This window comes from Exiguobacterium sp. s34 (assembly GCF_018617435.1).
Lineage (GTDB): Bacteria > Bacillota > Bacilli > Exiguobacteriales > Exiguobacteriaceae > Exiguobacterium > Exiguobacterium aestuarii.
Genome location: NZ_JACSKE010000003.1, coordinates 376,989 through 403,488 on the forward strand (window position 1 = coordinate 376,989; position 26,500 = coordinate 403,488).

Here is a 26,500-nt window from a genome sequence, read left to right on the forward strand (position 1 = left end):
CTTTTTCTCACCCCCTTTCCCTAGAATGTTTCGTTGATTTCGTTCAACGTGTTCTGGCGTATGACTTCCTTCTCGAGGTCGGACAGTTGGATGATGTCCTCACTCACTTTCGGTCGTGTCGTGCAGTGACAGTGGACCGATTCTTTCGCAGGGAGTGCCGGATCACGTGGGAACCGAGCGGCATAGCCACCCACGTCAAAAAGACCGTTCACCTTATCGATGACGGTCCCTGAGAGCGCGACGTGATTCTCACGGGGTTTATTCTTGCGTCGTCCTGTGTGCACCCATTCGATGCCGACAACGCTTGGTGACTGCACATACGCCTCATGTTCCGATACGGAGTAGGCACGAAGCATTTCCGTGATGGCGGTCGTTCGTGCGCGGGCTCGTGTGAACTCCGGCAGGTCGAGCAACTTTCGTTCGAGTGCTGGCACCCCTTGACCGCTCGCTAACACGTCTTGAATGGCGTTACTCACCGCTTCGTGAGCCGTCGTCTGCATGAGGTTCCCGAGTTTCGGCCCCCAGTCATCGAGGAACCCGACCGCTCGCTTGGAATACTGCGAGACGCCGAGGTCTTTGTCCGGCATGAGGAGCGGGACGAGTTCCGTCAAGAGTGCCGTATTCGTCGTCGTGACGAGGTTCGCCAGTTGGACACCGAAGGCATCGCCCCCGAACGTACGAAGGATGCTCTCGTCATTCAGCTCACCCCGTTCCATCAAATCGAGCAGGACACTCAGGTGATATGACTGTTGCCCGACGAGCAGGCCGTCAATCGCCACTTCGAGCGTCTTGATCTGTTCGAGCAGGTAACTAACGTTCACGACCTTCATGTCATCGAGAAACGACTGTAACTCGTCATCTTCCGCCTTCAGCACCCGTTCCGCCCATATACCGAGCTCGCAGAGTTGGCACATCAGCCGTCACTCCGATGGAGGATACGGCGTAACTGTCCGGCAAGTTCACTCAAGTCATTTGACCCGTAGGCTTTCAGCAAGTTCTCAGCGGCTTTCTCGGAGCCTTGCCCGTTCGGTGTATTGAAGAACTCATCGATGAATGGCTCGAGGTCTTTCCCGAGCACGCGACCGAGTAAGTCACGAACGTCGTTCGGTGCGACCGCTCCTGCCTTGACGAGGACATCAAGAATCTTCGCCGTGTCGTCTGGGTTCTCGATTTTCGGTGCATCGAGCGTCACTTCGACATGTTGGAACCCGTGGTCACGGAGCAAGCGGTTGATGCGCCACGCGAGGGCTTCCCGTTCCGGTTGGAAGACCTGTTCTTCCGTCAGCTCCTTCGCCGTCTCGACCGTGGCCCGATTGTAATCACTCGACAATCCGACATAGATCGGTGGGAGTCGGTACTTCGAAAGCACCTTCTCGCGCATCTTGTCGCTGTATTCGAGGAACAACGCGTCTTCCTGGAGCACGTCCGCCATCTTGACGAGTTCGGCGCGCCCTTTCTTCTTGGATGCCTCGAGCGGGTCCATATCTTCCGGTACCGTCGTCTCAACACCGAGCCAAAGGATTTTATGTCGCGCTTCCTTGCCGCCCTTGACGTACTGTTTCAACGTCGCTTCGGTCTCTGGTGTCAGTTGTGCGTTCTCTGTTAAGAAAGCGAGCGGCGTATGACGACCGTTCATGAAGTAGTCATAGTTCAGCTCACCTGCTTCCCGATCACCCAAGATGTCGAGGAGCGTTCCAATCCAGCGAGGCACCCCGTAAGCGCCGTCCCCGATTTTGAGGTGCAGCACTTCTGTAGCCGTTCCTTTCTCACCTTCACCAATCGAGCCATCAAGGTTGAGCGGGGTCGCATCTCCGAACGCCTTATACCAGACCTCGTTCGTGCCGTCTCGGTAGCAATAGCGGCGATACTTCTTGCCGTCCGCTCCGACCATTTTCTTCGTGACGAGCATCGGTACCGGGTCGATGTTCTCGAGCCCGACGACCTCGCCTCGTAAATTACGAAGCACTTCGATATACGCCTCCCCCGCTTCCTCACGGTGCAGGATGGCGGTCTCGAACACTTCTTTCAACGGCATCTCGTCATTGAGCGACTTTAGTAGGTCTTCCATGCGTCGCCATTCGGCTTTCTTCGCTTCCGTCTCGCCTGTCGTCGTTTCGTCCTCGATGTACTTCGGGCTGATCCCGAACCCAACGATGTTCTGCTTGTACGCATCGTTGCATTGGCTGAGGATGGTCGAATACTCCATCAACGCACGAAGCATACTCTTGTCATACGGTGGCGAGAGCAATGTCTGCGAGTTGTCGATGAATTGCGTCTCGTTCTTTTGAATCGGGATGACGTGTTCTTTCCCTTCGAAAATCTGTGCGCCCATCGGCTCACCTCCTTGTTAGAATGCCGCGACACGTTTGCCGCGACGCTCGTTCGGTTTGGTGTTGCGGTCCTTGTATTCCAGCGCATATCTCAGCGCATCCATCAAGTGGTTGTAGTCATCAATCGGCTTATTCTGCATGTCACCCGACAGACGGTCCTTGGCCCATACATAGTTGTTGATCTCGATGATGAAGTTCGTGCAGCGGGGATGGATGACAATCTCGTACTCCTGTATCTTCTGGATACCGGCGAGGATGCTGTCCTTCCCTTTACGAGCGGGTACGACACGGCTGATGCCGAGACGACGCAATTCCTCAATCGTCTTCGGCTCGGCGCTGTCCGCTACGATACGGCGTTTGTGCACCTGCTTGTATTTCAACATCTCGGCAATCTCTGAGTTGAGCATCCCTGGTTGATAGTGCTCGTCACAGATATAAAGACGCTTGTTCGCCTCGTCCACCGCCACGTCGATAAACGCGGTCGGGTCGATGCTGAACCCGAAGTCCAGACCGATGTATGAATCAAGTGACAAGTCCCGCTCGAACTCTTCCACCTTGAAGCGGTCGAACACGAGCCCGTCGGCAATCCCCCACTCCCCGTCACAAACAATCTTGGCACGGCGCGGGTTCGTCTTATATAAGTCCTCGAAGCGGTTCCTATCCGCCTCGTCGAGCCATTCGTTGACCCGGAACGTTGTCGTGAGCGAGAACGTGTTCGCCCGTCGTGTCGCCTCATCGAAGAACACGCGCTTGAGCCAGTGCCGCTCGCTCCATGGGTTGAACGTCACCGTGATCTGTTTGAAGAAGTCCGGCGCGTCGTAACTACCCCGAATCGATTCGACGACGGTCGAGAACTTGTCTTCCGTCTCAATCTCGAACGCCTCCTCGAACCATGCCCAGCACAAGATGCCGTGTTCGACGGTGATGGACGTGATTTTGAGTGGGTCATCGAGTCCACGGAACAGAATCTTCTGCCCTGTCGGTTTGTACGTCAGCTCCGGGAGTGATTCGTTCGTCTTCCATAGATGCGAGACGCCCAGCTTCTGAATCGCCCATTTGAGGTCGGTGTAAGCCGACTGACCGAGTGTGTTCGAGTAACGGCGCACGACAAGTGTGTTCGCCCACGGATGTTTCATCGTCCGTTCGACAATGTTGAGCGCGGTCGTCTTCGACTTCTTCGAACCCCGTGACCCTTTGACTACTCGATAGAAGGAGCGGTCATGCCAGAAGCGGTTGTACCCGCCACCGATGAGTTGCTTGATGCTGAGTGCCTTAGTCATCGACAGGCACATCCTCGACGAAGACTGGCGTCGTCACTTCGACTTCCTGCCGATCTGTGAATAATGCATAGCGTTTGCCGATGAGTTCCGCTGCTCTGTTGGCATCAGTGACTTTTGTCGGGAACGCTACAAGCTGAGGTTCTTCCCATGACTCCGTGACCTTCTTCGGTTTTCCGTCCGGACCTTCGACCCATTTGGACGCCGACTTTTTGATGACGACAGCGGTGTGCTCAGGTTCTTCTCGTCTCATAACCTTCGTGAGATAGCGGAGTACTTCATCCTGCTTTGCGATGAGTTCGTCGTCCTTCTGTTGCATCAAATCTTCCACCAATTTCAAAATGTCAACATTCGTCAACAACCTTTGCCCTTGGCTCCTTGCCGTCTTCTCGCTATATCCCGCTCTGATTGCCGCTTTTGTTGCGTTCAAGTCGACGATGTACTCATGAGCAAACCGCCGCTGTTTGTCGTTCAATTCGCTCATCTCATCGCCTCCTTTCGTTTATGTCTACAAGGCCGCGCACGTTGGGGGTTGTCTAGGGAGAGTCGACACGTGAGCGGTATTCTAGGCACAAAAATACCCGAGTGCTCGTAAGCAATCTCGGGTTGATCGTTTAATGGGGTACGCCTCGAACGAGACGGAACTTTTAATGCGAGTCCTCGGAGCGTCCGTTTTCGTCGGCGGTTGGGAACGTCTCCGAGTCCTCTACTCTCTTAGTCTATCCTCTATATGCGTGACGCGCGTACACGATTCGTACATGATTAGTAAAGTTAATCGGTCAGCACGACCACATTCCTCACATTGTTCGATGCCTTGCGCTTTTTAAGCCGTCGTTGATAGGTCGGGTAGGTGTAAAACAGAATCGTGTTCCGCTGCACTCCTAGTTTCTCTGCACACTCGTCAACCGTTCCGATGACAAGCAACTCGTCTCCCTTGTATACCGCATACTCTTTCACTCCCCCTCACCTCCCAACGCGTCATAACACGCTTGGCAATACCCCGTCGTCCCTCCGAAAATATCAGGCTGTTGCAACGTCGCCTCGTTGCCGCAGTCGCAGTTCGGTGCGTAGCCTGCGATGCGTCTATTCTGCTCGATCAATGCGCGTAGGGTCTCCTGTGTCTCGAGTGGCATCAGTACACCCCCGAGTCGCTACGGTCATGGTTCACAGCGTTCTTACGATTGTACGTGTCGATGATGTCCTGTTCGGTGTAGTTATAACAAAATACGAGCGTTAAGAGATTAGCGAAAGACTCTTCAATCTCTTCGGCACATAGAACTGCACTCGCCAACTCCCAATATTCCACTTTTCCATTAGGTATACCTTCGATGAAGTATCGATTAGCTTCGACATCGCCTACTAAATCATCAAACGCCGAGTGTAGATTCATTCCAGAAAAATACGGGCGGTTCTCAATAATATGATTCGTGTAACTTAAATAAAAGTGCAATGCGTCCACAAACTCTTCCAGAAACGCCTCTCGGTTCATCGGCTTGTCGCTCCAATACTTCATGTCACCCTTCATCTCGTTCACGCACTCAGCTGCTTCCACACGGTATGCCAACTCGATCCGTTCAAGCGGTAGTTCCGCAATACCTTTATCCGCCTTAATCTTCGCATCCAACACTCCCTGCTTGCCTGCCAACTCGATAAACGTCTGCTCTGATAAAATCATTTCATTTCCTCCTTCTGTCTGCGTTGTCTCTCCAACACGTAAAATTCATGACCTTCCGCTATATCCCAATGCACTTCAAGATTCTCGTCATCTTCCGCGACTTGCTGATAGGCTCGAAATGCTAATTTTGAATCCACCATACTCAATCCTGCGTAAATGATTTTCTTTAATGGTGGGTCATACGCAAAATCTAGTGTCGTCACGATAAATATTGATGGTTGTGACGCCTTGTATTCATCCATCTGCCTCATCCTCCTAAAATAGTCTCATTTGCCCGTCTTCCCGTTCCAAGGGTTCAACCCTCGTCACAGGTGTCGGCTTCGTCTCGCGCTTCACTGGCGCTTCATCCGTCACGTAATGCTTCACCATCAACTTCTGCCGTTCTGCCTCGAATCGCGCCTTCGCCTCGTCATCCCATTCGCCTAGAATCTCGTACCCTGCGTTCGGGGCATCGGTACCCGCCCAATGCGAGCATTTGAGGATGAGCGTCTTCCCCTTCTTGTCCGTGACTGCCTGCCAGTAGACAAACAGGTGAAGCGGGTCGCCTTGGTACGACCCGACTTCCATGTTGCCGAACTGATCGCCGTGTGTCGCCGCATAGATATGATGCTCCATGCCCTCGCCTCCTTTGAGCTTGATGGACGAACCACCAAGCTCTTTTATTGGCACCTTCTGGTCAATTCATAATTTTATTGGTCAGTTTTCCCGTTCATCCGGTTTAAGATTTCGTGTTCAAGTTCTTGTAATTGAAGTTCTTCATTCGTGTCTTTTTCTACCACACGCCAGTACATCTGGAGATACCGATTTAACAAACGCCGATTTCTCACTTCACGTTCAACTTGGTTCATCTTTTCAAATTTGCTACTCACCACAATCACTCTCCTATAAAATTTATCTTTCCTTCGCTATCTCCGATAAAAGCACGAACTCCCTCAGTTGCCCCTCGTCGAGCACCCGATTCGTCCGATGATGCGGGAAGTGCTGCTCTCGTGGTCGTACCTCGATGCGTCCGCTCGGGCACCGGATGCCGTCTGCGACGACGACACCCTGGTACTTGATGCGGAGATGATTGACACGTTTCTCGTGCTCGATAATCTCTAACGTCATCTCTCGTTCCCCTCCTGTAGCAACTTGATCGCCATCACCCCGAATATCCCAATCAGGAACAGCGCAATACCTGTCTCGCTCCACTCAATCACTGCCTAGCTCCTCCCTGACGACACTCAACCAATCGAGCGCCGCCGCACTCTGACTCCGCACCACCTTGCAATTTTCCACGAACCACTGATACGGAATGCTCCTGCGCTCTTTCTGCGTCCACCAGTGCCGTAGCTGTTCGGCTGACAGGTAGTACGTCTCGCCCCAGTAGGAGAAGCGGACGAGCAGGAAGGCGATGCCGCCCGCCTTGTCCGTCTCCACGACCGTGTTGTACTGATGATGCTCGATGTTGCCGAGCGGGAAGCTCGTCTTGTTCGCCGTCTGCTTCGTGTCGAACGTGATGTAATTGCCGTCTGCGATACCGTAGAAGTCGAGCCCTGCCTTGCCCTTGTGGAACGCGTTGACGATTTGCCCTTTGCGTCCACGTATCGTCTTGACCTCGGCATGCGCCTGGTGGATCAACGCCTCCTGCCGCATCCGATACACGTGGTTACTCTGGATGACGAGGGCTTCGAGGTCCTTGCCTCGGTTTTTTACACTCGTGGTCATTCGTCCACCTCCAGCAGGTAAGGATGTTCGTGGACATTTCCAGCCACCGCAACTAACTCTAGTAAATGCCTCAAAAATACAGCTCCATATTCTTCAATTAATAGCCAAGTCCCATCAATATCTCTTTCGACTTTACCGAAAACTAATTGGTCCCAATCCATGCGTTCAGTAATATCACCTTCATAAATTTCAGTTCCGTCCTTGTCCTTAAACCCTGTATACAAATCCCTAGACACAATCTCGTAACTCGGTTTGAAAATTTGATGATTCGGGTCTAGCCTTTCGATTCCTTCTAGCGTGTGATACAAACGATGCGTGATGTTTTTGGCTGGTTCTGTCACGATGTAGCGATATTTAATCTCCCTCATTCCCGCTCCCCCGTTTCCTTCTCAATCTCGATGATGCAGTCCATCAACCGCTCGTTCTCGCCCTTCAACTCGTCGATGCGATTCTGGAGCATGATGGCGTAGATGCCGATCGCGATGGCAGTCAGTCCGTAGAGCATCGTCATTCTCGCCCCTCCAGTTCTTCAATCAGCATCTCAACGTAATGTTTCGCCTTGCGTAGGTCATCCACGCCATTCTTCTTGTCATACCGCTGGAGGTATTTCAGCGCGTTCCCCCGCAGGAAGCCCTCCACCTGTTCGGGTGGGCAGTTGGCGCGTAGGAAGTCGATCGTGTCGATGCCCGTGTCGTAGTGCGCGGGTTTGGAAGCAGAAGCGACGAACTCGAATGTTGCTTTTTCAATCGGTTCAATCAACACTCCGCTAACTAGTATTTCATCTTGTGGTCCGTTTTCGGATTCAACCGGCGCGTCACCATCAATCGGTTCTAAAAACTCTGGATCCAACCAGCATAACGAACCATCAAATTCAATCATCACTCTCTCCGCTGAGGAGTTATAATCTCTGAGGACTACCGCATCTCCTTTGCAAATCAACTTTCCTTGGTGTGAATAAGTGTTGTGCTTTATGAGATACGTTCCACCTTTAATCATCTTCATTTCTTCAACTCCCTTTCCAACGTGTATTGAATCACCGTGCGCTCGATCAGCTTGCCGTCCTCCACGACCACCTCGACATCGTGCGTCACGTCGTGAATCTCCTGCGAGCGTGCCGTCAGATACTCCGCCCAGACGTCCTTGTCGCGGTTGATGACGCGTGTGGACGGCTTCTTGTGCTCGATATGCTTTTGGACGGTGCCGATTACCTCTGGCACCTCTTCGGGCTTGAACGCCGTGACGGCGCTTTCTAGGCTGGCTGTCGTCTCTTTCACGGGTGGTTCCTCCTTTTGGTCGAGTGGGTGGATGAGGTTCGGGGCTTTCGGCTTCTTGTTCGCCTGTTTCTTCTGGTGCACATTCTCTCGTGTCGAACCACGACGACGTCCCCTGCCTCGTGTGAGTCCTAATCCCAGTTCCTTGTTGATGACGTAATAGGTCGGGTTGGTGATACCGATTTCCTTACAGATGTCATTAATGTTCAAACCCTTGTCAAAGAGTTCTTTCATACGATTGCCGATCACTTCCCGTTTAAGCTTTTCTCCCTGTTTGCTGACTCGACTTCTTGCGTCTAACTGAATCCCGTTCTCTTGGATAATGCGTTTGATTTTCGAAGCGGAGACACCGAGCACTTCTGCCGTGGCGCGTGCTGACATCTTTTCCTCTTCGACGAGTTCACGGACTTGCGCCACAAACTCCATGTCTTCTTGTTCCTCTAGTGATTCGCCGTCTCTCGAATCCTGCTTGACACCTTCGATAAGTGGGCGGATCGTTGTCTCCACCGTGTCGTAGAGTCGGCACAGTTCAGGCAGGCTCATGCCCCGCTGATACTGCTTGCGGACAACACTCGGGATGATAGGGTTATGGTCGATTTCCGTCGTCATGGTTTGGCTCCCTTCTTCAAGTCGTGGCGTTTAATCATCTCGCTGATGCGTTGTTTCGAGACGCCGAGCTCTTCGGCAATCTTCACTTGGCTCCAGCCTTTGGCATATAGTTTCTCGATCTGTTCGAGCTGACTCACTGTCTTGATGCCGTAGCGACGGCAGAGCGTGTCGACATAGCTTCGGTCGATGCCGAGGAGGGCGCCGATCTGCTTGCGGTTGTAGCCCTCACGAGCGAGTTGTTTCATCTCCTGCATGCGCCATTCGGTCTTCTCGGACGGTCGGGGCGGTCTGCCGTTGCCGACCTTCTCGATCTCCCGTTTCGCCGTCCATCCGTGCTCCTTCACAACGGCTTGGATGTCCTTCTTCTTCAATCCCATGAGTCGGGCAATCTGGAGAGGTGACATGCCCCGTTCCGTGCGTTTTTTGATGAGTTGTAGCTGCACGCTGTACGGGATGTCCTTGTCCTCGACCAATGCGCCGAGTTCTTCGTCAATCATGTCGTTCACTCTCCCAAAAAGTCACATCGTATTTCCCTTCGAGCACGCTCGCCACTTGCGAGATGAGGCGGTTGCGTAAATTGAAGTAATGCTGCCGTGAGATGGATAATGCCGCCGCCGTCCGCTCTGGTGTGAAGCGGTGACGGGGATGGTATACATGGTTCCAGATATAGCGCTCGTCGTCCGTAATGAGGTCGTATTGGTCTTCGAGCAATTGCCGTAGGCGTTCCATCTGTTCGACCTCTGAACGCTTGTGAACGGCGTTGAACGTCGGGTCAGACGGAGCGGACGAGCCGCTCCCCTCCCGTAGGCTGTAACTTGCCGTCGTGGTCGTCGCTTGCTCGGCGCGCATCTTGGCCGACTCGATTTTCGATGGCATGCGGTGGTAGTCGAAGAGGAGACGCTCGATGCGCTTGCGCTCCTTCTTGCTGAGTCTCGTGCTCAATAGTTCATCTTGCATCCGGTGTGTCTCCTTTCTTCATGACAGCGAGGTATGTGTCGCCGTCGAAAGCGAAGTCCGAGGTGATCTCCCCGACCTGCGTATAGCCCATCGCCTCGTATTGTTTGATGAGTCGTTCTAATTTGTAGATGTCACGGCACCGCAACGCCTTATAGCCGCTTCTCACGAAACCGCAGGCGAGCGAGTGCCAATGCTTGGCGTCTTCCGTTAGCTCCCGCTTCTTCTTCATCTTGTGCTTCGAGCGCTGTTTCTTGCTCTCACTGATCGAGATGAAGCGTTTCGGCATGTCGGGTTGAATCTCGGGTTTCTGTGGGATGCGCTTCGTCGGGTCGACCGCGCCCATCTCCCTAAGTACGTCAGCGACTTCCATCGTCGTGACCGTGTATTCGGCACGTGGGTCTAAGTTATGTTGGATCGTGATGTCGTGTGCGTTCATGCCGTTCGAGTAAAGTGTCAGTATCTTCCGCTTCATGCGTTTGTCCATGTACGTTGTACCTCCCAGCCCTCTTTCAGGTGACGTTGCAACTCTTGCTGGCTCATGTCGTGATATAGGGTGATCCGCGTGTCTCCCTCGTACCGGATGAGGAACACTTCGCGCGTTCCCCGATACCGGACAAAAGTTTGCGGCTTCTTCTTGCGGCGGTTCATTTGAGCACCCACACGCTCGAGTCGAGCAGGGTGTACAGTTCGTCTTCGGAGACGTCCTTCACGTCCTTGATACGGTTGTCGACGATGACGTGGAGCGTCAGCCTGTCTGGAAAGAGTAGATAGCGTGTCGTGCCTTCTGTCCGTTCGTAGTGCATGTCAGCGTCCTCCTATCTAGTAAAGTCATTTGGCAGCGGTTATATACCAATCCCGCCTAAATTGTGGACATCTATCTCAAAACTTACGGAATGTTCAGGGTTGACAGTTATTCGTCTTCGGTAGATTGGATTTTCGGTGTTCAACAAGGTTGCTTTATATCCCTTATAAAGACTCGGGTGTCTATTCGTTGCATCTTCGTGGACGTAACAATAGACATGAAATGAACTAGCTTCTTCCTCAGGTGACAACTCGCAAGCTCCGTCCATCCAAGATTCATGAATCCAATCAGATATTTCGTCTTCGTGATGTGTGATCATGTAGCGTTCTTCATGTTCGCTGTAAACGAAGTAAACGTTATTGTGCGGTGCGCAGTCAGCGAGATGTTCTTTCAAGAGTCGCATCGCTTCAGTCCAACTATCTGTTTTGGAATAATACTCCATCATCTCAACGTCCTCCCTTTGCCTGTTCAAAGTGTCGTTTCATCTGGATCCGTTCGCTCTTGGGCATTTGCTTCAACTCGTGGTGGTCCATCGAACGCTTCACGACCCGTTCATGGCAGCCATAGCGTTTGGCAATCTCCTTCATCGAGAGCACCTCTTCGTAATACGCATGATAGAGGTCACGGAACGGAAGGATTCTCGCCTGTACACCGTTGCCAGCGTACACATGAGTGGGGCGGACCCACCCATGCAGCTTGGCGTATTTGTAGATGGTCTTTCGGTCGACGTGGTGACGCTTGGCGATGTCATTGACACGCTCTCGGCTCGTCCGATAGTCGTGACCGAAGGATTGCACGATATGCGGCTCAATCTCCAGCTTGTTCATGAGCCACCTCGCAACTCGGCGAACATCTTTTGCATCTCCTCGTCGTCCGGCACACTGGCGGCTAATTCGTCTTGTCGGCGCTTGTCGTGCTCCCGTTGTTTGGTAGCCTCTTCTTCGAGCCAAGCGGGAGCGTCTTTCATTGCCGTCTCCTGTTGTCCGTAACCCCGTTTCGGCTGCATTCGTTTCGCTTCAAATGCCTCGATGGCTTCACGCGTCAACAAGTTTTTCTCTCGTTTGTCCTTGATGATCTTCTTGGCATAGTTCCAGTTGCGGACCCCATTGGTCACACTCTGTTCCAGTGCGTAGCGAACGACATCGTAAGAAGAATCTTCGAGTTCGTATCGCATCTCGTCGATGATGAAAGTCGTCGCATTGCCGAATCCTTCGGTTTGAAAGAAAGAAACCAAGTCAGCCAATTCGTTCCGAGGCGATGTTGACGATTCGTCATTTGCACCTTTTTCTTTTTCTTCTTCTTTTGTTTCTTCTTTTGTTTCTTCTTTTGTTTCTTCTTCTTCTTTTGTTTGCCCCCGATTCGTACCACGATTCGTCGACGATTCGTACCACGATTCGTAAATTTCCCGTATCGAGTCGACCGGAACATGTGGCGCGACCAGTTGAATGTATGGGCGATGCTTGACGTTACGCAGTTCCTTGGTCACCAGGTCGACAATCGGTTTCCCCGCTCGTTTGAAGTTGTGCTTACCCCAATTGAGGATGACGACCTCACGAGTCTCGGGATTGTAGTCGATGAGTTTGTGATGGCGGATGAACCGGTCCATCAAGGCGTTGATGCTTTCGATGGAATATCCAAGTTCGAAGGCCATCGTCTTCTTCGTGATCTGGTAGATGCCAATCTGTGTCGTGCTCGGGTTCGTGAGGAGGTACAGGTAGAACAGTCTGTCTTCCGGTGTGAACTCCTCGACCACTTTCGGGTCTGTCCAAAACTCCGTTTGGACGGGTCGGTATACGCCCATTTCATTTCACTCCTTGCTCATAAATACTGTTAAGCGTTAGCGTACTAACCATTTCATGGTGTTTACCTAGCAGATCGTAACGGTCCAAGTACGCGTCGTATTTACTTTTCTCACCCATACAAATTGATACAACTCTTGCTTCGTGAGATGGGATCACATGGATTTTCTCAATCTGTTCATCTTCATCGAGGCGGACACAGATGTAGAAATCGCAAGTTGGCTGTTTCTTGTTCGTCGCAAAGGTGACGACTCGACTTTCGCCGCGAAGAAGATATGAAGAACCTACTTTCACATCAACTTTTGTCGTCCCGTTGACTAGCAAATCGTAAGGATGTTTCGTGGTTGTCTTAGAAACCTCAAATCCTAAATCAGTTAACTTATCTCCGATAAAATCCTCGAAGTCGTTACCTTTATTCGTATCCGAAGACTTAGTTTTGATGTTTAATTTCTTAGCCCAACCTCTGTACGAGCCGTGTTTGCAAATCGCGTTGTGCAAGGAATCATCTTGAGTTACTTGCTTCACTTGCTCCGAGCTCGGCATATGGCCAATTTGCAACGAACACATCACTTCCGTGATTGCTTTCTCTATCCGTTCGTCGGTCCAATACTTTTTCGAGCCAAGTCTTCTCTTAGTCAAAACGGAAGCTCCCCTTCGAAATCAATCGCTCCGTCACTCGAGAAAGCATCATGATCATTTGCCGTCTTTGACTGACTCGGTGCTGACGATTGCCCCTGTCCTTTCGGTTCGAGGAAGCGGACACTATCAGCGACCACCTCGGCACGCTGTCGTTTCTGTCCGTCCTGTCCTTCATAGCTGCTGATTTGCAAGCGTCCGTCAACACCTGCCATGTTGCCCTTCTTCAAATACTGGGCGACGTTCTCGGCTTGCTTGCGCCATACCGTACAGTCGATAAAGTCCGTCTCTTTCTTGCCGTCCTGTCCGCCGAACGGACGGTCACACGCTAATGTGAATCGTGCGACGGCGATGCCGCTCTGGGTATATCGCATCTCTGGATCTCGTGTCAGTCTGCCTACTAATAGAACTCGGTTAATCATGTTTAATCGTCTCCCTCTCACCTTTGGTTGGATAAAATACGTTCTTGCGTCGGTCAATGTCACGCATCAGGGCTTGTTCTTGCTCCAAGCCCCAGTGTTCCGATGCCTGCGTATCAAACTCGATGACTTCTTCTACAGTTTCTTGCTCTTCAAATGGGGTCATTGTCCATTCACCTCGAATGGCATTTCTTGCTGTGCCTCGATGACTTCCGGCCCCACTTCCGCGTCGTGTTTCGTATCTACATATGAACTATCGATGACACCTTCTTGAGTGACTGATGATTGGCGGATAGTCGAGACGCTGTTATCGGCTGCGATAAGTTCCCCGACTGGTTGCAAGTGACCGTCCTCTCGTTCGATTGACAACGGAGCAGTTTTGAGTAACTTGAGGATGACTGTTTTACGTGACATCTCGATGAAGTGATCCTTCCAAGGACCGAATACGTTGCCCGTCTTGTCCTTTGACTTCGTGAAACGGTCACGGTGCTTCTCGACCTGATTACGACTCATGACGACAAAATCTGAACCGCCATCTTTCAAGTGATAAACTGCGTAGAAGTGAGTCACTTTATCGGGGTCATCTTCGCCGTTCGGTATATGGTGAAGATCTTTGTTCAGTCCGTACGAGTAATGGAAATCGTCTCCTTCGTACACTTCATGTGCATATAACTGCTTGAGCTCACCTGAGCGACGAGCGAGGTCAATCGCTCCCTTAAATCCGAGTTGGAACTGTGCCTCCATCCGCTTCGTCTTCCCATTCCAGAAAGGAAGGATGTAGGCATGACCGATGAGGTTTGGTTCGACACCTAGTGCCGCACAGTTGACGATGGCACCAACGAGAGTCATTGGTTCACATTCGAACAATTTTGGGTTTCGACTCGCGGCGTTAAGTCCGAGTCGTGTGAGACGTTCGGGTGTGACGTGTTTCGGTACGAGTGATTGAATCGCCTTATAGTTAGCGGCGAGCATCCGCTCGAGTCCTTTTTCAGGTGTCAGGGCTGGTGTTTGCGCCTGTTGTTGGGTCCGATTTGCGAGTGCTGTTTTTGCATCTGCTGTGTTGGCCATGATGGTTCCTCCTTATTTGACTTCTTTAATTGAAAAGCGACGTGTCGGATTGCCTACCTTGCGATACTTCTCGACGATATCGGGATGATCGATGAGCAGTTGACGTGCATCGACCGTTTCTCGTACTTTGACGTTTTTCCATTCGACGATGTGGTTACGCCCGAGTCCGATCTCGGCGTTACCGATGAGCGCTTTGAGCTTGTTCTCTGCGTCGAGCTTGTCTGTTTTGGCGGCGTCCATACGTTCAGTTGCTTCGCGGTATTGCTCAATGAGCGCCTCTGCTTCGTCCGGCAACTCTGTTTCTGATTCGTTCTCTGCCTGTGGGAACATGGCACCAATCAATGTGACCGAAGCGTTAGAACCATCGAACGGCGGCGGCACTTTCGGCAGTACGTGATTGTTCCAAAAGTTACTAGCGGCGTCGATCATTAGTTCGATGAGCTCGTCGTCTCGCTCGACAGTCTTGTGAACGAAACGTTGCCCCCCGATGAGGACCGCGATGTGCGCTCGCTCGTATCCAGTGACAGCCAAGTAGTGCATCACTTGGATGAGGTATTCCATCGGCACCTGTTCGCCTTCCCATTCTTTGGCTCGATATGCCGACGAGGTTTTGCACTCGATGATTTCGGGTTTTCCTACAACAACCCGGTCGAGGTTAGCGATTAGAAACGGATAATCAGGATGACTGAGCATCCGTGTGTCGTTACCGACTTCTAAACCGGTACGAGTACCAAATTCTTGTGCCACCACTTCTTCGAGCATGTTGCCCCAATAAGCCGCCTCGCTTGTCTCATCTTCATGTGGTGACTCGCCTACTTTATCGAGGTACACACCCATCGGAGATTTGTACTTGTTTAACCCAAGAATTCCCGCGATGTCTGAACCACCAATGCCGTTTCGACGAAGTTCGAGCCATTCTTCTCGGCTCATATTTTTCGTGTCGGCAATTGGAATGGCATTCATTTTCAATTGAGGGTTCATACCGCTGTTCCTCCATTCATTTCTTTGAGCATCGTTTCGTAGCAGACACGTTTGACACGCTTGGCACCGTATTTCGCGGCGAGTCGTTCGTAACGAAGCTCGACCTCACTTTTTGGCATCTGGCGAACGATATCTTGTTGGAACTCCAAGGCGATTTCGATTTGATACAAGGCTTGGTGGATTGGCCCCGTGATATTAGCGTTGAGGTTGCCTAGTTTCTCGATGGCTTTGATGGCGTCGTTCAGATCAGCGACGACTTCGTTTAAGCCGTTGATTTTGTCGTAAGCGTCCATGTTATTCGTCCTCCTTCAATGTGGCTTCCAGTAGGTTCTGCACTTGCTTGATGGCGTTGTAGTAACCCTGTTCGAGTTCGTAGTCGTAACCGCTGACGACGAGGCGTTCGATGGCTTGGCTGTAATCGTGGCGTAACTGCGAGAGCTGTTGGTCAAAGCGCTGAATCTTCGTCTCGAGCGCTTGGAGTTGGTCGTGTGCTTGGATGTTCATGCGTCTTCCCCCTTTGTGCTGAGGTAGCTGATCCCTGCGAAGACTGTCGCGAGGGTGAGTGTGACGGCGGCACCGACGAGGTAGTAGTCGGATTGACCGAGTACCATCGTGAGTAAGAGTGATGCGAGTGCGGCGTAGCCTGTCGTCTGGAACAGGATGTCGATTTGGCGTTCGGTGAGCATGTTATCCTCCATTTCTGAGGCGCCCCGTGGTATACTCAAGGTGTCGAATCATGAGTGGACGGGGTTATTTCCTCGTTCGCTTTTTTTGCGTTCATTTGTTGAGTTGGTCGAGCCATTCGTAGAGTGCCGAGCGCTCGATTAGGACCCGCTTCTCCACCTTGACGTGAGGCATGCCGTTGACGCGGATGTGTTTATCAACCGTCCAGCGGCTTAGTTTGAGCTCCTCGCACACCTCGTTGATGGTCATGTACTCACGGTGCGGCTTGGCGTACTCTTGCATGACCTTGGCGACGGCTGACTCGATCAGTTGGGACATGGCTTGCGTGTCGAACATGGGATGACTCCTTTCAGTCAAAAAGCAATTTTGCGTTTTGATAGTCAGAATCCAATCTTGGATTTTGATATCAGCCCCCACATTTGGGGAATGACATCAACCCATCCAAACTTGGTTCGGTTAAATGATTTCCTGTTGATCCAAGAACTTGTTGATGAAGTAGACCTGACCCTTGCCGGTCACCTTTGTCGTCCGTGTGATGCGGACGCTTCCATCTGGGTTGTTGACGGTCCGTTCCTTCACTTCGAACCAGCCCCGCTCCATCGCATACTGCGTTGGCTCGTTGTAGTGTTGACCTGACTTACCGAGATAGCCGTTCTGACGCATCCACTCGAAGAGTCGGTTCTGCCCGATGTTGTGTCCGTTCTGCGTGATGAGCTTGGCGAGTTGACCGATAAGGATGCTGGTATCGCTCGTAGAGACGGCGTCAGCGAACAGGACTTTCGGCTTCTGCGTTTCGACCATCCGTTCGGCGTCGATTCGTTTCTGCCGTTCTTCTTTCAAGTCGGTAGCGAGACGGATCAGTGTGTCGGGATTGAGCAACGCCTCCTCGACTTTCTCGGGTGTGAGATAGCCGCCATGTTTGCGGATCGACGGGAGTACGTCTTCCATGACCCACATTTCAAATTCTTCCGCTGCAGGTAGTTGTGAGTTTGTTACTAGTCGATAAACATCTGATTCACGAATTACACGTGTGTCTTGCGTTCTTCCTAACTTGTCGATGACGGGACGGAACATCCCGTCACCTTTGCAATGGCGTGCCACAGCTTTATGAGGTTCTTTGTAACCCAACGCCTTTGCAACGTCGCTGGCGACGAACAAAACTTTTTCTCCTTCGCCGACAACGCGAATGTCGTGACCTTCGAATGTTTTTGTAAGTTGATTCATAAAGTTCTCTCCTTGTATAAAATTGATTCAATCGGGTAAATAATAATTAGCAACCTTCATTTACCACTTCGGTAATTGTTAATCAAAAAAATATTCTACTGGTTTACGATATATTCTTGATACTTTCATTAAATATTCCGCTCTAATACTACGTGACCCACTTTCAAACCTAGAAATCGTACCAGCCGCTTTAAATCCAGTCATATCAGCTACTTCTTTCAATGTTAAATTAGCTTCTTCACGAGCATTCTTTAATTTTGCTAAGTTGATTTTAGATTCAGGCATTATAAACACCCCCTCTCAATTTACCGATTAGGTAAGTTTGTACCTTTATCTTATTTTCCATTACGGTAAATGTCAACATTTATTTTCCGATTAGGTAAGTTTTATTTTCTGATATGGTAAACATGCTATTCTTGAAAGGAGAATGAATGATGGAGTTGATGATGTTGGATGGTGTATTTCGGGGGGATCGCCTTCGGGATTTGAGAGAGAGTCGTGGTTTGCTCCAACAAGATGTCGCTGACATTTTAGGAATTACAGGCGCTACTTTCTCTCGATTCGAAACTGGTGCTCGTCAACCTGATGCGAGCATGTTAGTTAAAATTGCAAATTACTTTAATTGTTCAGTTGATTATTTATTGGGAAGAGTTGATGATCCGAAAATGACTCATGCAGAGTATATTGAGGGCATTAAATCAAAACATCATTTAGGCGGTGAAATGTTCTCGCAAGAAATGCTAGAAGAATTGTCGCAAGAACGTTTTGAAGCATTGCTTAAATTCGCCCGAGATCAATATCGCTTAAATGAAATGGATTCTAAAGAAAATAAGGATTAAAAAAAGAACCTACACTCGGAGTGCGGGTTCTTTTGCTTTATTGATAGAATTTTTGATTTCATTATTCAGATAGACATACAGAATATTTTTCTCACTATCCCAGAACCATCCCGCCGCTTTCTGAACCTTACCTTCTGACACAATTGCTACTTTTTCTGGCAAAGTGAATTGATTCAAAAAAACCCCTCCGATTACGAACGCACGTTCTTATTTCATGACTTAAGTATGAGTCATCCTTTTTCAATTTTCAATAATATTCCCATAAACAACAAGAATATTTATTCGACAAAAACGTTTTCGATGTCGAATCTTACAATTTGAAACTTTATTTAACAAATATGGGTATATGTACTATAGATGGTATACTGGATGCGACAATTCGAAGGGAGTGGAGAAAGTGTTAGACTTTTTGTTCATCGTATGTTTTCTCGTCCTCGCAATTTCGTTTTTGCTTCATTCGGCAGCTAAAGGTGAAATGAAGAAGGATTATGGGATGAACATACAACCCACTAGGAAGATGCTAAAAATGCAACGCACGACTAGACAGTTGATGGGTATATCTGGCGCTGGTTTATTGATTCTATTTGCTATCGTTTCAGCTTTACCGCCAAGGGAAGAAGACCCTGTCGCAACTGCCACTGAAAATGTTGAAAAGGAAAGCGAAAAAGTAGACTACTCGGAGATGGCACGAACAGCCCAGGACTTGCATACATTAAAAAAAGCGCTCAAAGAAATTGAACCAGACGTGCTAGATGTTCGTTTTAAAGATGATATTGTCATCATTGAGTATGATCCGGAGTCAAGCTTCTGGGACGAAAGTTCACTAATTAATACTTTTGCGAATGACTCAACTAAACTTTTAGCTGCACTGGATGGGAATAATCACTACGGTTCATTTGCCTTCGAACGGAGCGGAACTCTCGTGGATGATAAGGGTAACGAAGAAGAGAAAGGGATGATCCGTGTTCTTTACTTCAAGAGCGCAATCAGTTCAATCAACTTCGATAATTATCCCGATGTAGTCTCTTTGAACCCATATAAATTTTATGAGAACGCTTCTGGTTATGGAATCTACGGATCCCTATACTTGAATGCTGATGACGAAATTCGCTACAACATGCCAGCGTTCAAAGATCCTGAAAACTATCGTTACGACGTTTATGACTTCGGAGGTACCACCCCAGTTACCGAAAGTAATATTGAAGAAGATGAGGACGATTATCACGTCGAAGCTTCTACAAACAACAACGGCGAACCTATCACAAATGAAGAGTCTCCTGAAGCCTTACAGAGTGCCGAGAACGTCATTGCTGGTTTTATGGCGATTGAAGATGAAATTAATGATTTATCGGACTCAGTTTACGCATCAATGGACGCCGACTTTTTAACTGCTGATGCAGCACTTGCAATCATTGAGTCCACGCGCGAACAAGCAGTTATCGCCGCAAATAGTTTTAACGATGTCGAGGCTTCGAAAGAATTATCCGGAGCAATAGGTAAACTTGACGATTTAAAAGATAAGTTAAACAAGTACGAATCAATTCTTGGAACATCTGAATGGAATGCGGATACCTATGATGATGTTCTGCTAGTAGTTGACTCATTTTACGATGATTTAGAGTTTGACCCTGTTACGGTCAAGCAATTTTTGGACGTCTACGGCTACTAATTTTGTGCACAGTAATGTGCACACTTACCGCCCATGCACAGGCGAATTCACAGTTTTAAACACCAATAACTTACAATAACGATTCACAGAATGGCTCAACCACGCCATACCGAGTCTGGACATTCTTCCACTAAATACCAAAATGGAAATGGTAATGCTGCAGCACGAGTTCGATTCTCGTCGGAGGCATCAAACATACCGCTCAACGAAGCGGTTTAGAGCACTTCCTGTTTATGACAGGAGGTGCTTTTTTTAACTTCCCTTCCCTATATCGTTTTTGATGAACATTCTAACGACAATCAATGGTACAATTTGGATTACCATATCTTTTACAGGAGGGTTTCGATGAAACGAGCACTTGGAATAGGCACCGTCATGATTTTATTAGCAGCTTGTTCGCCTAGTCCTAATCAGGACTCAAAACCTGAACCAGTTACAGAAAACACCATTGAAACATCCGAAGAAACCGTCGGAGAATTAACTCTATTTTTTAAAGGCGAACCAACCCAAGAAGAAATTGATATCTTCTGGGGATACTTACGATCAGAAAGTAGTGATGTGCTCGCCACATTCGCTGACGGATCAGAAAGTCTTTGGGCATGTAAAGCCACATGTGAGAACCCTGACTCGACTGAATCCATCGACCTACAAAATCGTTTGGATCAAACCACTACTAACGTCGAAGAATTACGAGTTGGGCTCGAACACTTAAAACAATTCGACATCAATCATATTCAACACGTTGAAATCGATTCCGTCCTTCGATCATTAACCTATTCGCAAGACGTGATCAAGCACTTCAAAGAAACGAAGCATCAGTTGACTTGGAGAGAACAAGCAGACGTGCTCGGGAGCGCATTTAGTATTGTAAAAGGTTTGAACATCGAACTGAGCGGAGTATAACTGCGTTCGTATCGCATGGATCATATATCAGCCTGAGCGTACATCACCTTGACATCATTTCCGTTCCTCTATAAACTTGAAAAGTTGAAATCATTGAATAGTTAGAGGAAGGAGCATGATTCATGCTAAACGAATGGTTATGGATTCCTTCTGCCATCCTTACACTCGGTCTTCTCGTCCTCAGTTACAAATTGTTTGGACGGGTCGGATTATATGCTTGGATTGCGATGGCTTCGGTCGTCGCAAATATTCAAGTCACACAACAGATTGTAATTGGCGGATACATTTTTACGCTTGGTAACATCGTCTACGGTTCGCTCTATTTAGCGACTGACATTTTGAACGAAAAACACGGACGAGCTGCGGCTCGAAAAGGGGTATGGCTCGGGTTCTTCATTTTGATCGTTTCGACGGTACTTATGCAGTACGCCCTATTATATGAACCGTTCGAAGAAGCGCTCTTCATGCACGAAAGTTTTGAGGCACTCTTCTCGATGCTTCCGTTGATCACGCTCGGTAGCCTTGCTGCTTACCTCGTCTCGCAATTGTTTGACGTCTTCGTCTACTCGAAGATTCGCGCCAAAACGGGCGAGAAAAAACTTTGGCTCAGAACGACAGGTTCGACTGTGCTCTCACAATTAATTGATACGTTCACATTCTGTATCATCGCTTTCTGGGGAATGGATTGGGAGATTTGGTGGAATATCTTCATTACGACGTACGTGGCGAAGTTCGTGATTGCTTGGATGGCGACACCGTTCATGTATTACGCGAAACGTACGAATCCGCAAGATGAAGCCGAACAACATGCAGCATAAAACAAGCCGTAACTTCAATTTCGAAGTTACGGCTTTTATCATGGTCGTTCTATTTGGATACGAACAGCATACGGACGGGCTTCTTCAATCGATGCCGACTCACGACAGACGGTGATGGCTTTGAACGGATCAATGGCGACCGCTTCGATCGTTTGATCGTTCGTTTCGACTTCAAGAATCGTATAGACAGGCAAACGCTCGAGTTTAACCCACTCCCCGTTACGTTTTTTTTCATAGATGACTGGTGTTTGAATCGAGTAACGTCGGAGTAAATCATGTACATTCATCTGATCTCCTCCCTATTCAAATCGTACACCTATTATAGAAAGCGTTTTCATATTTGTAAAGCGAGCTTACTTTTAGATTATACATATTTCCTCTTCATTTCGAATCGTAAATGTCCGATATAAAGAATAGAGAAATGGGGTGAATTGATGCGTTATCGCAGACAGGAAACTTTTCGCTATATTCTACCAAATCCCCGTACGATCCCTTATCGACTCGTTTGGGAAGAGAAAGAACTTTATGACGGAGAGGGACTTCTATTGAATGTGAGCTCCCATGGACTGAAGTTGCGATCAGATTATCTTTTCCCGCTTTCCGATGATTTACAGGTCCACTTCGTCCTCGATCTCGTTCCGACCCTCCAACCTATTGAACTGGTCGGTCATGTCAGACATCGCAGCCAATTAGGGTCATTGTATGATTATGGTATTTTACTGGATGCCAAAATGGACGAAACTCAGCAACTCGTCACGATGATTAAAATGTATGCACGTGAAAATAAATGAGAACATGCGCCATTGCATCTTCTCATTTTTTCGTGTTTCCAAAAGAGGGTATACTACTATTACGACTATTATTGGGCGAGGTGTTCGTATGACAAGAAAATTTCTATTAATCCCATGGGGCGTGGCCATTGCATTGGCTATTTTTGGCCCGAACGTACCGTTTGATGGGCGATTCTTACTTGATTTTGTGACGTATAACACGGATGCCTATGAAGGCTATTCCCTCTCTTTATTCAGCATTTTAGGTGTGTTCCCGTTAGCGATGTTCCCACTTCTTTGGTCAGAAGTGAACCAGCTCAAGCCGAATCCACTCATTGCTGCCATCAGTAGCTTTTTCGTTGGTGGCTTCTTACTCGCTCCCTATTTGGCGTTCGCAAGACAATCACCTTATCCGACTCCCGTCAAACCGCTTCCGACCCGCATTCTTGGCGTCGTCTTGCTAATAGTGACGATTGGATTGTTCATCGCTGCCGCGAATACCGGGAATGTTGCAGAATATTGGTCGTATGTGGAGAATAATCAGTTTGTCCGAACGATGACCGTCGATTTCTTCTTGTTGGCATTTATTCAGATCACGTTAATGAACCGCGATGCGAAACGATATAAGATGAGCCTTTGGCCGCTTCCATACATTCCACTGTTCGGCTTGATTTTCTGGCTCATGATCCGTCATCAAAAACCTTTTAACGAAGCACCACCAAAACGTGAACGCGCCGAAATGAAACATTGATTCCCCTTTTTCTTTTGAACCGTTATACTTGATATTAGTTTTGTATTTAAAGGAGATCATCACATGCGCTATTTTCAGGTCACGTCTTATGTGACTGTTAAAAATGAAGAACTTGTCTTAAATGAGTATGTAAAAGTGCCCAATCAAAAAGTAGATCAATTTTTAAAAGAAACGTTAGAGCTTGATCTGTATGATGATCAAGTCTCGTTGCGTGAATGCGTTGTTGGGAAAGGAAAGTGGGAATGTCCTGTCGGTGACTTTGTCATCACGGAGCACACCGATGAAAAGAAATTTAATCGTCTGCAAAACAGCCGTTCCTCTAAAACGAATAAGTAATCTCGATATGAAAAACCTCCTCGTCTATTAGACGGGGAGGTTTTTATCATAGACATGGCGTTTATTCATCCGATTCTTCTTCGGGATTTGGATCAGGATGTTGGGTCGGAGCCGGTTTTTGTGCCGGATTCGATTCATCATCCGGAATTGGATCTGGATGTACCCCTGGTTGTGATTCATCTCGTTTCATCGTATCCCTCCTTCATCTTTACTCCATCAGTTTATCCGTTTTCCTCATTCATGAAACGTATCAGTGTATGTTTTGATTCCCAATTACTCGTCTTGAGATCGCTTTTTCAATCTCAACGATGATAAACACGACTGCCCCAAACGATACTGGGTAAATCCAATCCTCTAACGTAAGTGGTGCAGTTCCGAACAACGTGTGCATGAACGGAACGTACGTGATGAACATTTGAAGAGCGATAAGCAACCCAGATACGAGAAACGCGATCTTATTATCGAAGAAACGACGATTAAATGCAGGTACCAATTCTGTTCGACAATTATACAAGTGGAACAACTGTGCCATAACGATCGCATTTAAGGTGATTGTTTGTAATTTTTCGGTCGAGTAATCAAAATCACCAAGCATGTAGTTAATCCATAAACTACCGCCCCCAATCAGGATTGACACAAACGTGACACGGAAGATGTAATATCGGCTGAGAAGCGGCACGTTGGCCGGTCTTGGAGGTCGCTTCATCGTGCTCTCCTCTAACGGTTCAAAGGCAATTGCCAATGACAAGGTAATCGCGACGACCATGTTGACCCATAAGATTTGAACAGGGCTGAGCGGAGCTGCTGCCCCGAGTAAGATACTCATCGCAACGAGTAATGCCTGTCCTCCGTTCGTAGGAAGCAAGAAAAGGATTGTTTTCTTCAGGTTGTCGTATACGCGACGACCTTCCCGGACAGCATTGTAGATTGTTTTAAAGTTATCATCGACAAGAACCATTTGAGACGCTTCTTTTGCGACTTCCGTCCCTTTAATCCCCATTGCGACCCCAATATCGGCACGTTTTAAGGCTGGTGCATCATTCACACCGTCTCCGGTCATCGAGGTGATCAATCCATTCTCTTGTAACCCTTTCACGAGACGAAGTTTATCGTTCGGACTCGTTCGCGCGAATACATCGTTATGAATCGATGCTTCTTTGATTTCTTCATCAGACATGTCTGTCAGCTCTCGACCTTCGAGCGCCCCTTCAACTTCCATACCAAGCTCTTTTGCGATGGCGACGGCCGTATCCTTATGGTCACCTGTGATCATTTTAATTCGGATTCCAGCATCGCGACACGCGACTACCGCATCGATTGCTTCTTGACGTGGCGGATCGACGATACCGAATAAACCGAGGAAAGTTAAACCATTTTCAACATCTTCATGGTCAATCGACTGTTTTGAACTGTCGACACGTTTTAATCCGGCACCGAGGACGCGTTGACCACGGTCGGCAATCTCTTTTCGCTTTTCATCCCAATACTCTTGTTTGAAGCCATCTGTTGCCGCCATATCAAACAAGCGATCCGGAGCCCCTTTGACGAAGATCATGCGCTCGTTTTTATATTCAACGAGCGTCGCCATGTACTTGTACTCTGAATCAAAAGGAATTTTAGAGATGACTTTGAGACGCTCGATTGGGCGCTCTGCTTTCTCAGCGACAGTTAATAAACACGCCTCGGTCGGGTCCCCATTGATGACCCAATCCCCATCTTCTTCGTTCAACTGTGCATCGTTACACGTCTTTCCGACAGTTAATAGGTCAATCATTGACTCATCGTCATCCAAGTCAAACGGTTGGCCGTTCAATTCTAAGTCTCCGTTCGGTGCATATCCACTTCCAGAGACTTCAATGTCATGTTTCGCCGTCACGATTTGTTTGACGGTCATCTCGTTTTTCGTCAACGTTCCGGTCTTATCGGTACAGATGACCGAGACTGCGCCTAACGTTTCAACAGACGGCAGACTTCGAACAATTGCTTTTTGCTCTGCCATATTTCGGACCCCGAGCGCCAAGATAATGGAGATGACAGCTGGTAATCCTTCCGGAATGGCCGCGACTGCTAGACCAATCGTCGTCAACATAAGTTCGACTGGCTCATAATCTCGTAAGAAATACCCAAACGCATAAATAATGACAGAAATAATCAAGATAGCGATTGATACGGTCTGACCAAATTTCGTCGTTTGACGAATGAGCGGCGTCTTCACGGTTTGCACTTCTGAAATGGACGCATTGATCTGACCTAGTTCAGTGCCTTCTCCGATTGCTGTGACAATTGCTTTGGCACTTCCTGTCGCCACACTCGTTCCCGAATAGACCATGTTTTTTCGATCAGCGAGTACGGCTTCTTCTTTAACAACGTCTGGCTTTTTCTCGACCGTCGTGGCTTCACCCGTCAATGCGGATTCCTCCACTTTGAATTTTTCTGCCTGAACGACCCGTGCATCAGCTGGCACTTTATCACCGGCAGCGAGCACGAGAACGTCTCCGACCACAAGATCACTTGAGTCAATCTCGGATTGTTTACCGTCACGAATGACGGTCGCTTTCGTTTCCAACAACTTTTTGATTCCTTCTAGCGCTTCCTCAGCTTTGTTCTCTTGAAGATAACCGACAACTCCGATGACCGTCACAACCAAGACGATGACAATCGTATCGATATATTCGCCAAGAAAACCGGTGACAACTGCCGCTCCTAAAAGGACGTAAACGAGAATATCATTGAACTGTCTTAAAAATTTTATGATTTCAGGCGTCTTCTCCTTTTCAGGTAGAACGTTCTTTCCGAACTCCTCCTGCCGATTGGTGACCGTTTGCTTCGAGAGACCTGATTCCACATCCGTCTCCACGTGGGATTGAACCTCGTCTACTTCGAGCGCATGCCATTCCCTGTTCTCGTTCTGCATGTTCTTTCCTCCTCGACCAATACTTTATGAAACATCTATCCCCTATCTGTTCCCAATCTGA

Annotated in this window: 44 protein-coding genes; 7 read left to right on the forward strand and 37 right to left on the reverse strand. The window is 48.7% G+C overall.

Annotated features, from left to right (window positions below; all coding sequences use genetic code 11):
• Nucleotides 1-20: 20 nt before the first annotated feature.
• The 33 genes from KNO87_RS08935 to KNO87_RS09095 all read right to left on the reverse strand — a co-directional run bounded on the left by KNO87_RS08935 (nucleotide 21) and on the right by KNO87_RS09095 (nucleotide 17,724).
• On the reverse strand, nucleotides 21-914 hold the full coding sequence (locus tag KNO87_RS08935) for a phage minor head protein (RefSeq protein ID WP_214795176.1): 894 nt from the start codon (nucleotides 912-914) through the stop codon (nucleotides 21-23).
• Nucleotides 914-2,332 carry a phage portal protein gene (locus tag KNO87_RS08940; RefSeq protein ID WP_214795178.1) on the reverse strand — a complete coding sequence of 473 codons (1,419 nt, stop codon included), beginning with the start codon at nucleotides 2,330-2,332 and terminating at the stop codon, nucleotides 914-916. The genes KNO87_RS08935 and KNO87_RS08940 overlap by 1 nt, the downstream gene beginning before the upstream one ends.
• 15 nt (nucleotides 2,333-2,347) lie before the next feature.
• Nucleotides 2,348-3,610 (reverse strand): PBSX family phage terminase large subunit, encoded by a 1,263-nt coding sequence (locus KNO87_RS08945; protein ID WP_214795180.1) that lies wholly within the window; start codon nucleotides 3,608-3,610, stop codon nucleotides 2,348-2,350.
• Nucleotides 3,603-4,091 carry a terminase small subunit gene (locus KNO87_RS08950; protein ID WP_214795182.1) on the reverse strand — a complete coding sequence of 163 codons (489 nt, stop codon included), beginning with the start codon at nucleotides 4,089-4,091 and terminating at the stop codon, nucleotides 3,603-3,605. Before KNO87_RS08950 ends, KNO87_RS08945 begins: the two co-directional genes overlap by 8 nt.
• A gap of 287 nt (nucleotides 4,092-4,378) precedes the next feature.
• The gene (locus KNO87_RS08955) at nucleotides 4,379-4,564 is read right to left on the reverse strand and encodes a hypothetical protein (protein ID WP_214795184.1); all 186 of its coding nucleotides are present in this window, start codon (nucleotides 4,562-4,564) and stop codon (nucleotides 4,379-4,381) included.
• Nucleotides 4,565-4,739: 175 nt separating this feature from the next.
• Nucleotides 4,740-5,282 (reverse strand): dUTP diphosphatase, encoded by a 543-nt coding sequence (locus tag KNO87_RS08960; RefSeq protein WP_214795186.1) that lies wholly within the window; start codon nucleotides 5,280-5,282, stop codon nucleotides 4,740-4,742.
• The gene (locus tag KNO87_RS08965; RefSeq protein WP_214795188.1) at nucleotides 5,279-5,524 is read right to left on the reverse strand and encodes a hypothetical protein; all 246 of its coding nucleotides are present in this window, start codon (nucleotides 5,522-5,524) and stop codon (nucleotides 5,279-5,281) included. Before KNO87_RS08965 ends, KNO87_RS08960 begins: the two co-directional genes overlap by 4 nt.
• Nucleotides 5,525-5,537: 13 nt before the next feature.
• Nucleotides 5,538-5,897 (reverse strand): hypothetical protein, encoded by a 360-nt coding sequence (locus tag KNO87_RS08970; RefSeq protein WP_214795190.1) that lies wholly within the window; start codon nucleotides 5,895-5,897, stop codon nucleotides 5,538-5,540.
• A 74-nt stretch (nucleotides 5,898-5,971) separates the two neighbouring features.
• Nucleotides 5,972-6,151 (reverse strand): hypothetical protein, encoded by a 180-nt coding sequence (locus KNO87_RS08975; protein WP_214795192.1) that lies wholly within the window; start codon nucleotides 6,149-6,151, stop codon nucleotides 5,972-5,974.
• A 22-nt stretch (nucleotides 6,152-6,173) separates the two neighbouring features.
• Nucleotides 6,174-6,389: a hypothetical protein gene (locus KNO87_RS08980; RefSeq protein ID WP_214795194.1), complete on the reverse strand. Its 216-nt coding sequence runs from the start codon at nucleotides 6,387-6,389 to the stop codon at nucleotides 6,174-6,176.
• Nucleotides 6,390-6,473: 84 nt separating this feature from the next.
• The gene (locus KNO87_RS08985) at nucleotides 6,474-6,989 is read right to left on the reverse strand and encodes a Holliday junction resolvase RecU (RefSeq protein WP_214795197.1); all 516 of its coding nucleotides are present in this window, start codon (nucleotides 6,987-6,989) and stop codon (nucleotides 6,474-6,476) included.
• A complete protein-coding gene (locus tag KNO87_RS08990) occupies nucleotides 6,986-7,357 on the reverse strand; it encodes a YopX family protein (RefSeq protein WP_214795198.1) in 372 nt (123 codons plus the stop codon). The genes KNO87_RS08985 and KNO87_RS08990 overlap by 4 nt, the downstream gene beginning before the upstream one ends.
• Nucleotides 7,354-7,500: a hypothetical protein gene (locus KNO87_RS08995; protein ID WP_214795200.1), complete on the reverse strand. Its 147-nt coding sequence runs from the start codon at nucleotides 7,498-7,500 to the stop codon at nucleotides 7,354-7,356. Before KNO87_RS08995 ends, KNO87_RS08990 begins: the two co-directional genes overlap by 4 nt.
• On the reverse strand, nucleotides 7,497-7,991 hold the full coding sequence (locus KNO87_RS09000; RefSeq protein ID WP_251126789.1) for a DUF3310 domain-containing protein: 495 nt from the start codon (nucleotides 7,989-7,991) through the stop codon (nucleotides 7,497-7,499). The genes KNO87_RS08995 and KNO87_RS09000 overlap by 4 nt, the downstream gene beginning before the upstream one ends.
• Complete coding sequence (locus tag KNO87_RS09005) at nucleotides 7,988-8,803, reverse strand: helix-turn-helix domain-containing protein (protein WP_214795202.1); 816 nt, start codon at nucleotides 8,801-8,803, stop codon at nucleotides 7,988-7,990. Before KNO87_RS09005 ends, KNO87_RS09000 begins: the two co-directional genes overlap by 4 nt.
• Before the next feature lie 62 nt (nucleotides 8,804-8,865).
• Complete coding sequence (locus tag KNO87_RS15580) at nucleotides 8,866-9,312, reverse strand: helix-turn-helix domain-containing protein (protein ID WP_214795204.1); 447 nt, start codon at nucleotides 9,310-9,312, stop codon at nucleotides 8,866-8,868.
• Between the two features lie 46 nt (nucleotides 9,313-9,358).
• Nucleotides 9,359-9,826: a hypothetical protein gene (locus tag KNO87_RS09015; RefSeq protein ID WP_214795206.1), complete on the reverse strand. Its 468-nt coding sequence runs from the start codon at nucleotides 9,824-9,826 to the stop codon at nucleotides 9,359-9,361.
• Entirely contained in the window at nucleotides 9,816-10,310 is a 495-nt protein-coding gene (locus tag KNO87_RS09020) for a hypothetical protein (RefSeq protein ID WP_214795208.1), read from the reverse strand. The genes KNO87_RS09015 and KNO87_RS09020 overlap by 11 nt, the downstream gene beginning before the upstream one ends.
• Before the next feature lie 160 nt (nucleotides 10,311-10,470).
• Nucleotides 10,471-10,629 (reverse strand): hypothetical protein, encoded by a 159-nt coding sequence (locus KNO87_RS09025; RefSeq protein ID WP_214795210.1) that lies wholly within the window; start codon nucleotides 10,627-10,629, stop codon nucleotides 10,471-10,473.
• A 39-nt stretch (nucleotides 10,630-10,668) separates the two neighbouring features.
• Entirely contained in the window at nucleotides 10,669-11,073 is a 405-nt protein-coding gene (locus KNO87_RS09030; protein WP_214795212.1) for a hypothetical protein, read from the reverse strand.
• Between the two features lies 1 nt (nucleotide 11,074).
• The gene (locus KNO87_RS09035; protein WP_214795214.1) at nucleotides 11,075-11,455 is read right to left on the reverse strand and encodes a hypothetical protein; all 381 of its coding nucleotides are present in this window, start codon (nucleotides 11,453-11,455) and stop codon (nucleotides 11,075-11,077) included.
• Nucleotides 11,452-12,429 (reverse strand): DnaD domain-containing protein, encoded by a 978-nt coding sequence (locus KNO87_RS09040; RefSeq protein WP_214795216.1) that lies wholly within the window; start codon nucleotides 12,427-12,429, stop codon nucleotides 11,452-11,454. The genes KNO87_RS09035 and KNO87_RS09040 overlap by 4 nt, the downstream gene beginning before the upstream one ends.
• A gap of 1 nt (nucleotide 12,430) precedes the next feature.
• The gene (locus KNO87_RS09045; RefSeq protein ID WP_214795219.1) at nucleotides 12,431-13,066 is read right to left on the reverse strand and encodes a hypothetical protein; all 636 of its coding nucleotides are present in this window, start codon (nucleotides 13,064-13,066) and stop codon (nucleotides 12,431-12,433) included.
• The gene (locus KNO87_RS09050; protein WP_214795221.1) at nucleotides 13,063-13,485 is read right to left on the reverse strand and encodes a single-stranded DNA-binding protein; all 423 of its coding nucleotides are present in this window, start codon (nucleotides 13,483-13,485) and stop codon (nucleotides 13,063-13,065) included. Before KNO87_RS09050 ends, KNO87_RS09045 begins: the two co-directional genes overlap by 4 nt.
• The gene (locus KNO87_RS09055; RefSeq protein ID WP_214795223.1) at nucleotides 13,478-13,648 is read right to left on the reverse strand and encodes a hypothetical protein; all 171 of its coding nucleotides are present in this window, start codon (nucleotides 13,646-13,648) and stop codon (nucleotides 13,478-13,480) included. The genes KNO87_RS09050 and KNO87_RS09055 overlap by 8 nt, the downstream gene beginning before the upstream one ends.
• Nucleotides 13,645-14,550, reverse strand: coding sequence for a recombinase RecT (locus KNO87_RS09060; RefSeq protein WP_214795225.1), 906 nt, complete (start codon nucleotides 14,548-14,550; stop codon nucleotides 13,645-13,647). The genes KNO87_RS09055 and KNO87_RS09060 overlap by 4 nt, the downstream gene beginning before the upstream one ends.
• 12 nt (nucleotides 14,551-14,562) lie before the next feature.
• Nucleotides 14,563-15,531, reverse strand: coding sequence for a YqaJ viral recombinase family nuclease (locus KNO87_RS09065; RefSeq protein WP_251126790.1), 969 nt, complete (start codon nucleotides 15,529-15,531; stop codon nucleotides 14,563-14,565).
• A complete protein-coding gene (locus tag KNO87_RS09070; RefSeq protein ID WP_214795227.1) occupies nucleotides 15,528-15,824 on the reverse strand; it encodes a hypothetical protein in 297 nt (98 codons plus the stop codon). Before KNO87_RS09070 ends, KNO87_RS09065 begins: the two co-directional genes overlap by 4 nt.
• Nucleotide 15,825: 1 nt before the next feature.
• Nucleotides 15,826-16,035, reverse strand: coding sequence for a hypothetical protein (locus tag KNO87_RS09075; protein ID WP_214795229.1), 210 nt, complete (start codon nucleotides 16,033-16,035; stop codon nucleotides 15,826-15,828).
• A complete protein-coding gene (locus KNO87_RS09080) occupies nucleotides 16,032-16,217 on the reverse strand; it encodes a hypothetical protein (RefSeq protein ID WP_214795231.1) in 186 nt (61 codons plus the stop codon). Before KNO87_RS09080 ends, KNO87_RS09075 begins: the two co-directional genes overlap by 4 nt.
• A gap of 91 nt (nucleotides 16,218-16,308) precedes the next feature.
• Entirely contained in the window at nucleotides 16,309-16,551 is a 243-nt protein-coding gene (locus tag KNO87_RS09085; protein WP_214795233.1) for a helix-turn-helix domain-containing protein, read from the reverse strand.
• A gap of 120 nt (nucleotides 16,552-16,671) precedes the next feature.
• Complete coding sequence (locus KNO87_RS09090; protein WP_214795235.1) at nucleotides 16,672-17,439, reverse strand: phage antirepressor; 768 nt, start codon at nucleotides 17,437-17,439, stop codon at nucleotides 16,672-16,674.
• A gap of 78 nt (nucleotides 17,440-17,517) precedes the next feature.
• Nucleotides 17,518-17,724 (reverse strand): helix-turn-helix domain-containing protein, encoded by a 207-nt coding sequence (locus KNO87_RS09095; RefSeq protein WP_214795237.1) that lies wholly within the window; start codon nucleotides 17,722-17,724, stop codon nucleotides 17,518-17,520.
• A 149-nt stretch (nucleotides 17,725-17,873) separates the two neighbouring features.
• On the opposite strand from KNO87_RS09095, the gene KNO87_RS09100 reads away from it, so the two are divergent.
• Nucleotides 17,874-18,278, forward strand: coding sequence for a helix-turn-helix domain-containing protein (locus tag KNO87_RS09100; RefSeq protein WP_214795239.1), 405 nt, complete (start codon nucleotides 17,874-17,876; stop codon nucleotides 18,276-18,278).
• Nucleotides 18,279-18,287: 9 nt separating this feature from the next.
• Here the strand turns inward: KNO87_RS09100 and KNO87_RS09105 are convergent, their stop codons facing one another.
• Nucleotides 18,288-18,455, reverse strand: coding sequence for a hypothetical protein (locus KNO87_RS09105; RefSeq protein WP_214795241.1), 168 nt, complete (start codon nucleotides 18,453-18,455; stop codon nucleotides 18,288-18,290).
• A gap of 349 nt (nucleotides 18,456-18,804) precedes the next feature.
• On the opposite strand from KNO87_RS09105, the gene KNO87_RS09110 reads away from it, so the two are divergent.
• From KNO87_RS09110 to KNO87_RS09120, 3 genes are all read left to right on the forward strand, one after another.
• Nucleotides 18,805-19,947 carry a hypothetical protein gene (locus KNO87_RS09110; RefSeq protein WP_214795243.1) on the forward strand — a complete coding sequence of 381 codons (1,143 nt, stop codon included), beginning with the start codon at nucleotides 18,805-18,807 and terminating at the stop codon, nucleotides 19,945-19,947.
• A gap of 345 nt (nucleotides 19,948-20,292) precedes the next feature.
• Nucleotides 20,293-20,850, forward strand: a complete 558-nt coding sequence (locus KNO87_RS09115; RefSeq protein WP_214795245.1) for a hypothetical protein — start codon at nucleotides 20,293-20,295, stop codon at nucleotides 20,848-20,850.
• A gap of 122 nt (nucleotides 20,851-20,972) precedes the next feature.
• Nucleotides 20,973-21,668: a queuosine precursor transporter gene (locus KNO87_RS09120; RefSeq protein WP_214795247.1), complete on the forward strand. Its 696-nt coding sequence runs from the start codon at nucleotides 20,973-20,975 to the stop codon at nucleotides 21,666-21,668.
• 38 nt (nucleotides 21,669-21,706) lie between these two features.
• On the opposite strand, the gene KNO87_RS09125 is transcribed toward KNO87_RS09120, so the two are convergent.
• Nucleotides 21,707-21,955 (reverse strand): hypothetical protein, encoded by a 249-nt coding sequence (locus tag KNO87_RS09125; protein ID WP_214788265.1) that lies wholly within the window; start codon nucleotides 21,953-21,955, stop codon nucleotides 21,707-21,709.
• 147 nt (nucleotides 21,956-22,102) lie between these two features.
• Between KNO87_RS09125 and KNO87_RS09130 the strand changes: the two genes are divergently transcribed.
• From KNO87_RS09130 to KNO87_RS09140, 3 genes are all read left to right on the forward strand, one after another.
• Nucleotides 22,103-22,459 carry a PilZ domain-containing protein gene (locus tag KNO87_RS09130; RefSeq protein ID WP_214788268.1) on the forward strand — a complete coding sequence of 119 codons (357 nt, stop codon included), beginning with the start codon at nucleotides 22,103-22,105 and terminating at the stop codon, nucleotides 22,457-22,459.
• A gap of 88 nt (nucleotides 22,460-22,547) precedes the next feature.
• Entirely contained in the window at nucleotides 22,548-23,189 is a 642-nt protein-coding gene (locus tag KNO87_RS09135) for a hypothetical protein (RefSeq protein ID WP_214795249.1), read from the forward strand.
• A 63-nt stretch (nucleotides 23,190-23,252) separates the two neighbouring features.
• Complete coding sequence (locus KNO87_RS09140; protein WP_214788274.1) at nucleotides 23,253-23,525, forward strand: hypothetical protein; 273 nt, start codon at nucleotides 23,253-23,255, stop codon at nucleotides 23,523-23,525.
• Between the two features lie 61 nt (nucleotides 23,526-23,586).
• Here the strand turns inward: KNO87_RS09140 and KNO87_RS15515 are convergent, their stop codons facing one another.
• Both KNO87_RS15515 and KNO87_RS09145 read right to left on the reverse strand, forming a co-directional pair.
• Entirely contained in the window at nucleotides 23,587-23,715 is a 129-nt protein-coding gene (locus KNO87_RS15515; RefSeq protein ID WP_285800647.1) for a hypothetical protein, read from the reverse strand.
• Nucleotides 23,716-23,775: 60 nt separating this feature from the next.
• Entirely contained in the window at nucleotides 23,776-26,439 is a 2,664-nt protein-coding gene (locus tag KNO87_RS09145; protein ID WP_214795251.1) for a cation-transporting P-type ATPase, read from the reverse strand.
• Between the last annotated feature and the right edge of the window lie 61 nt (nucleotides 26,440-26,500).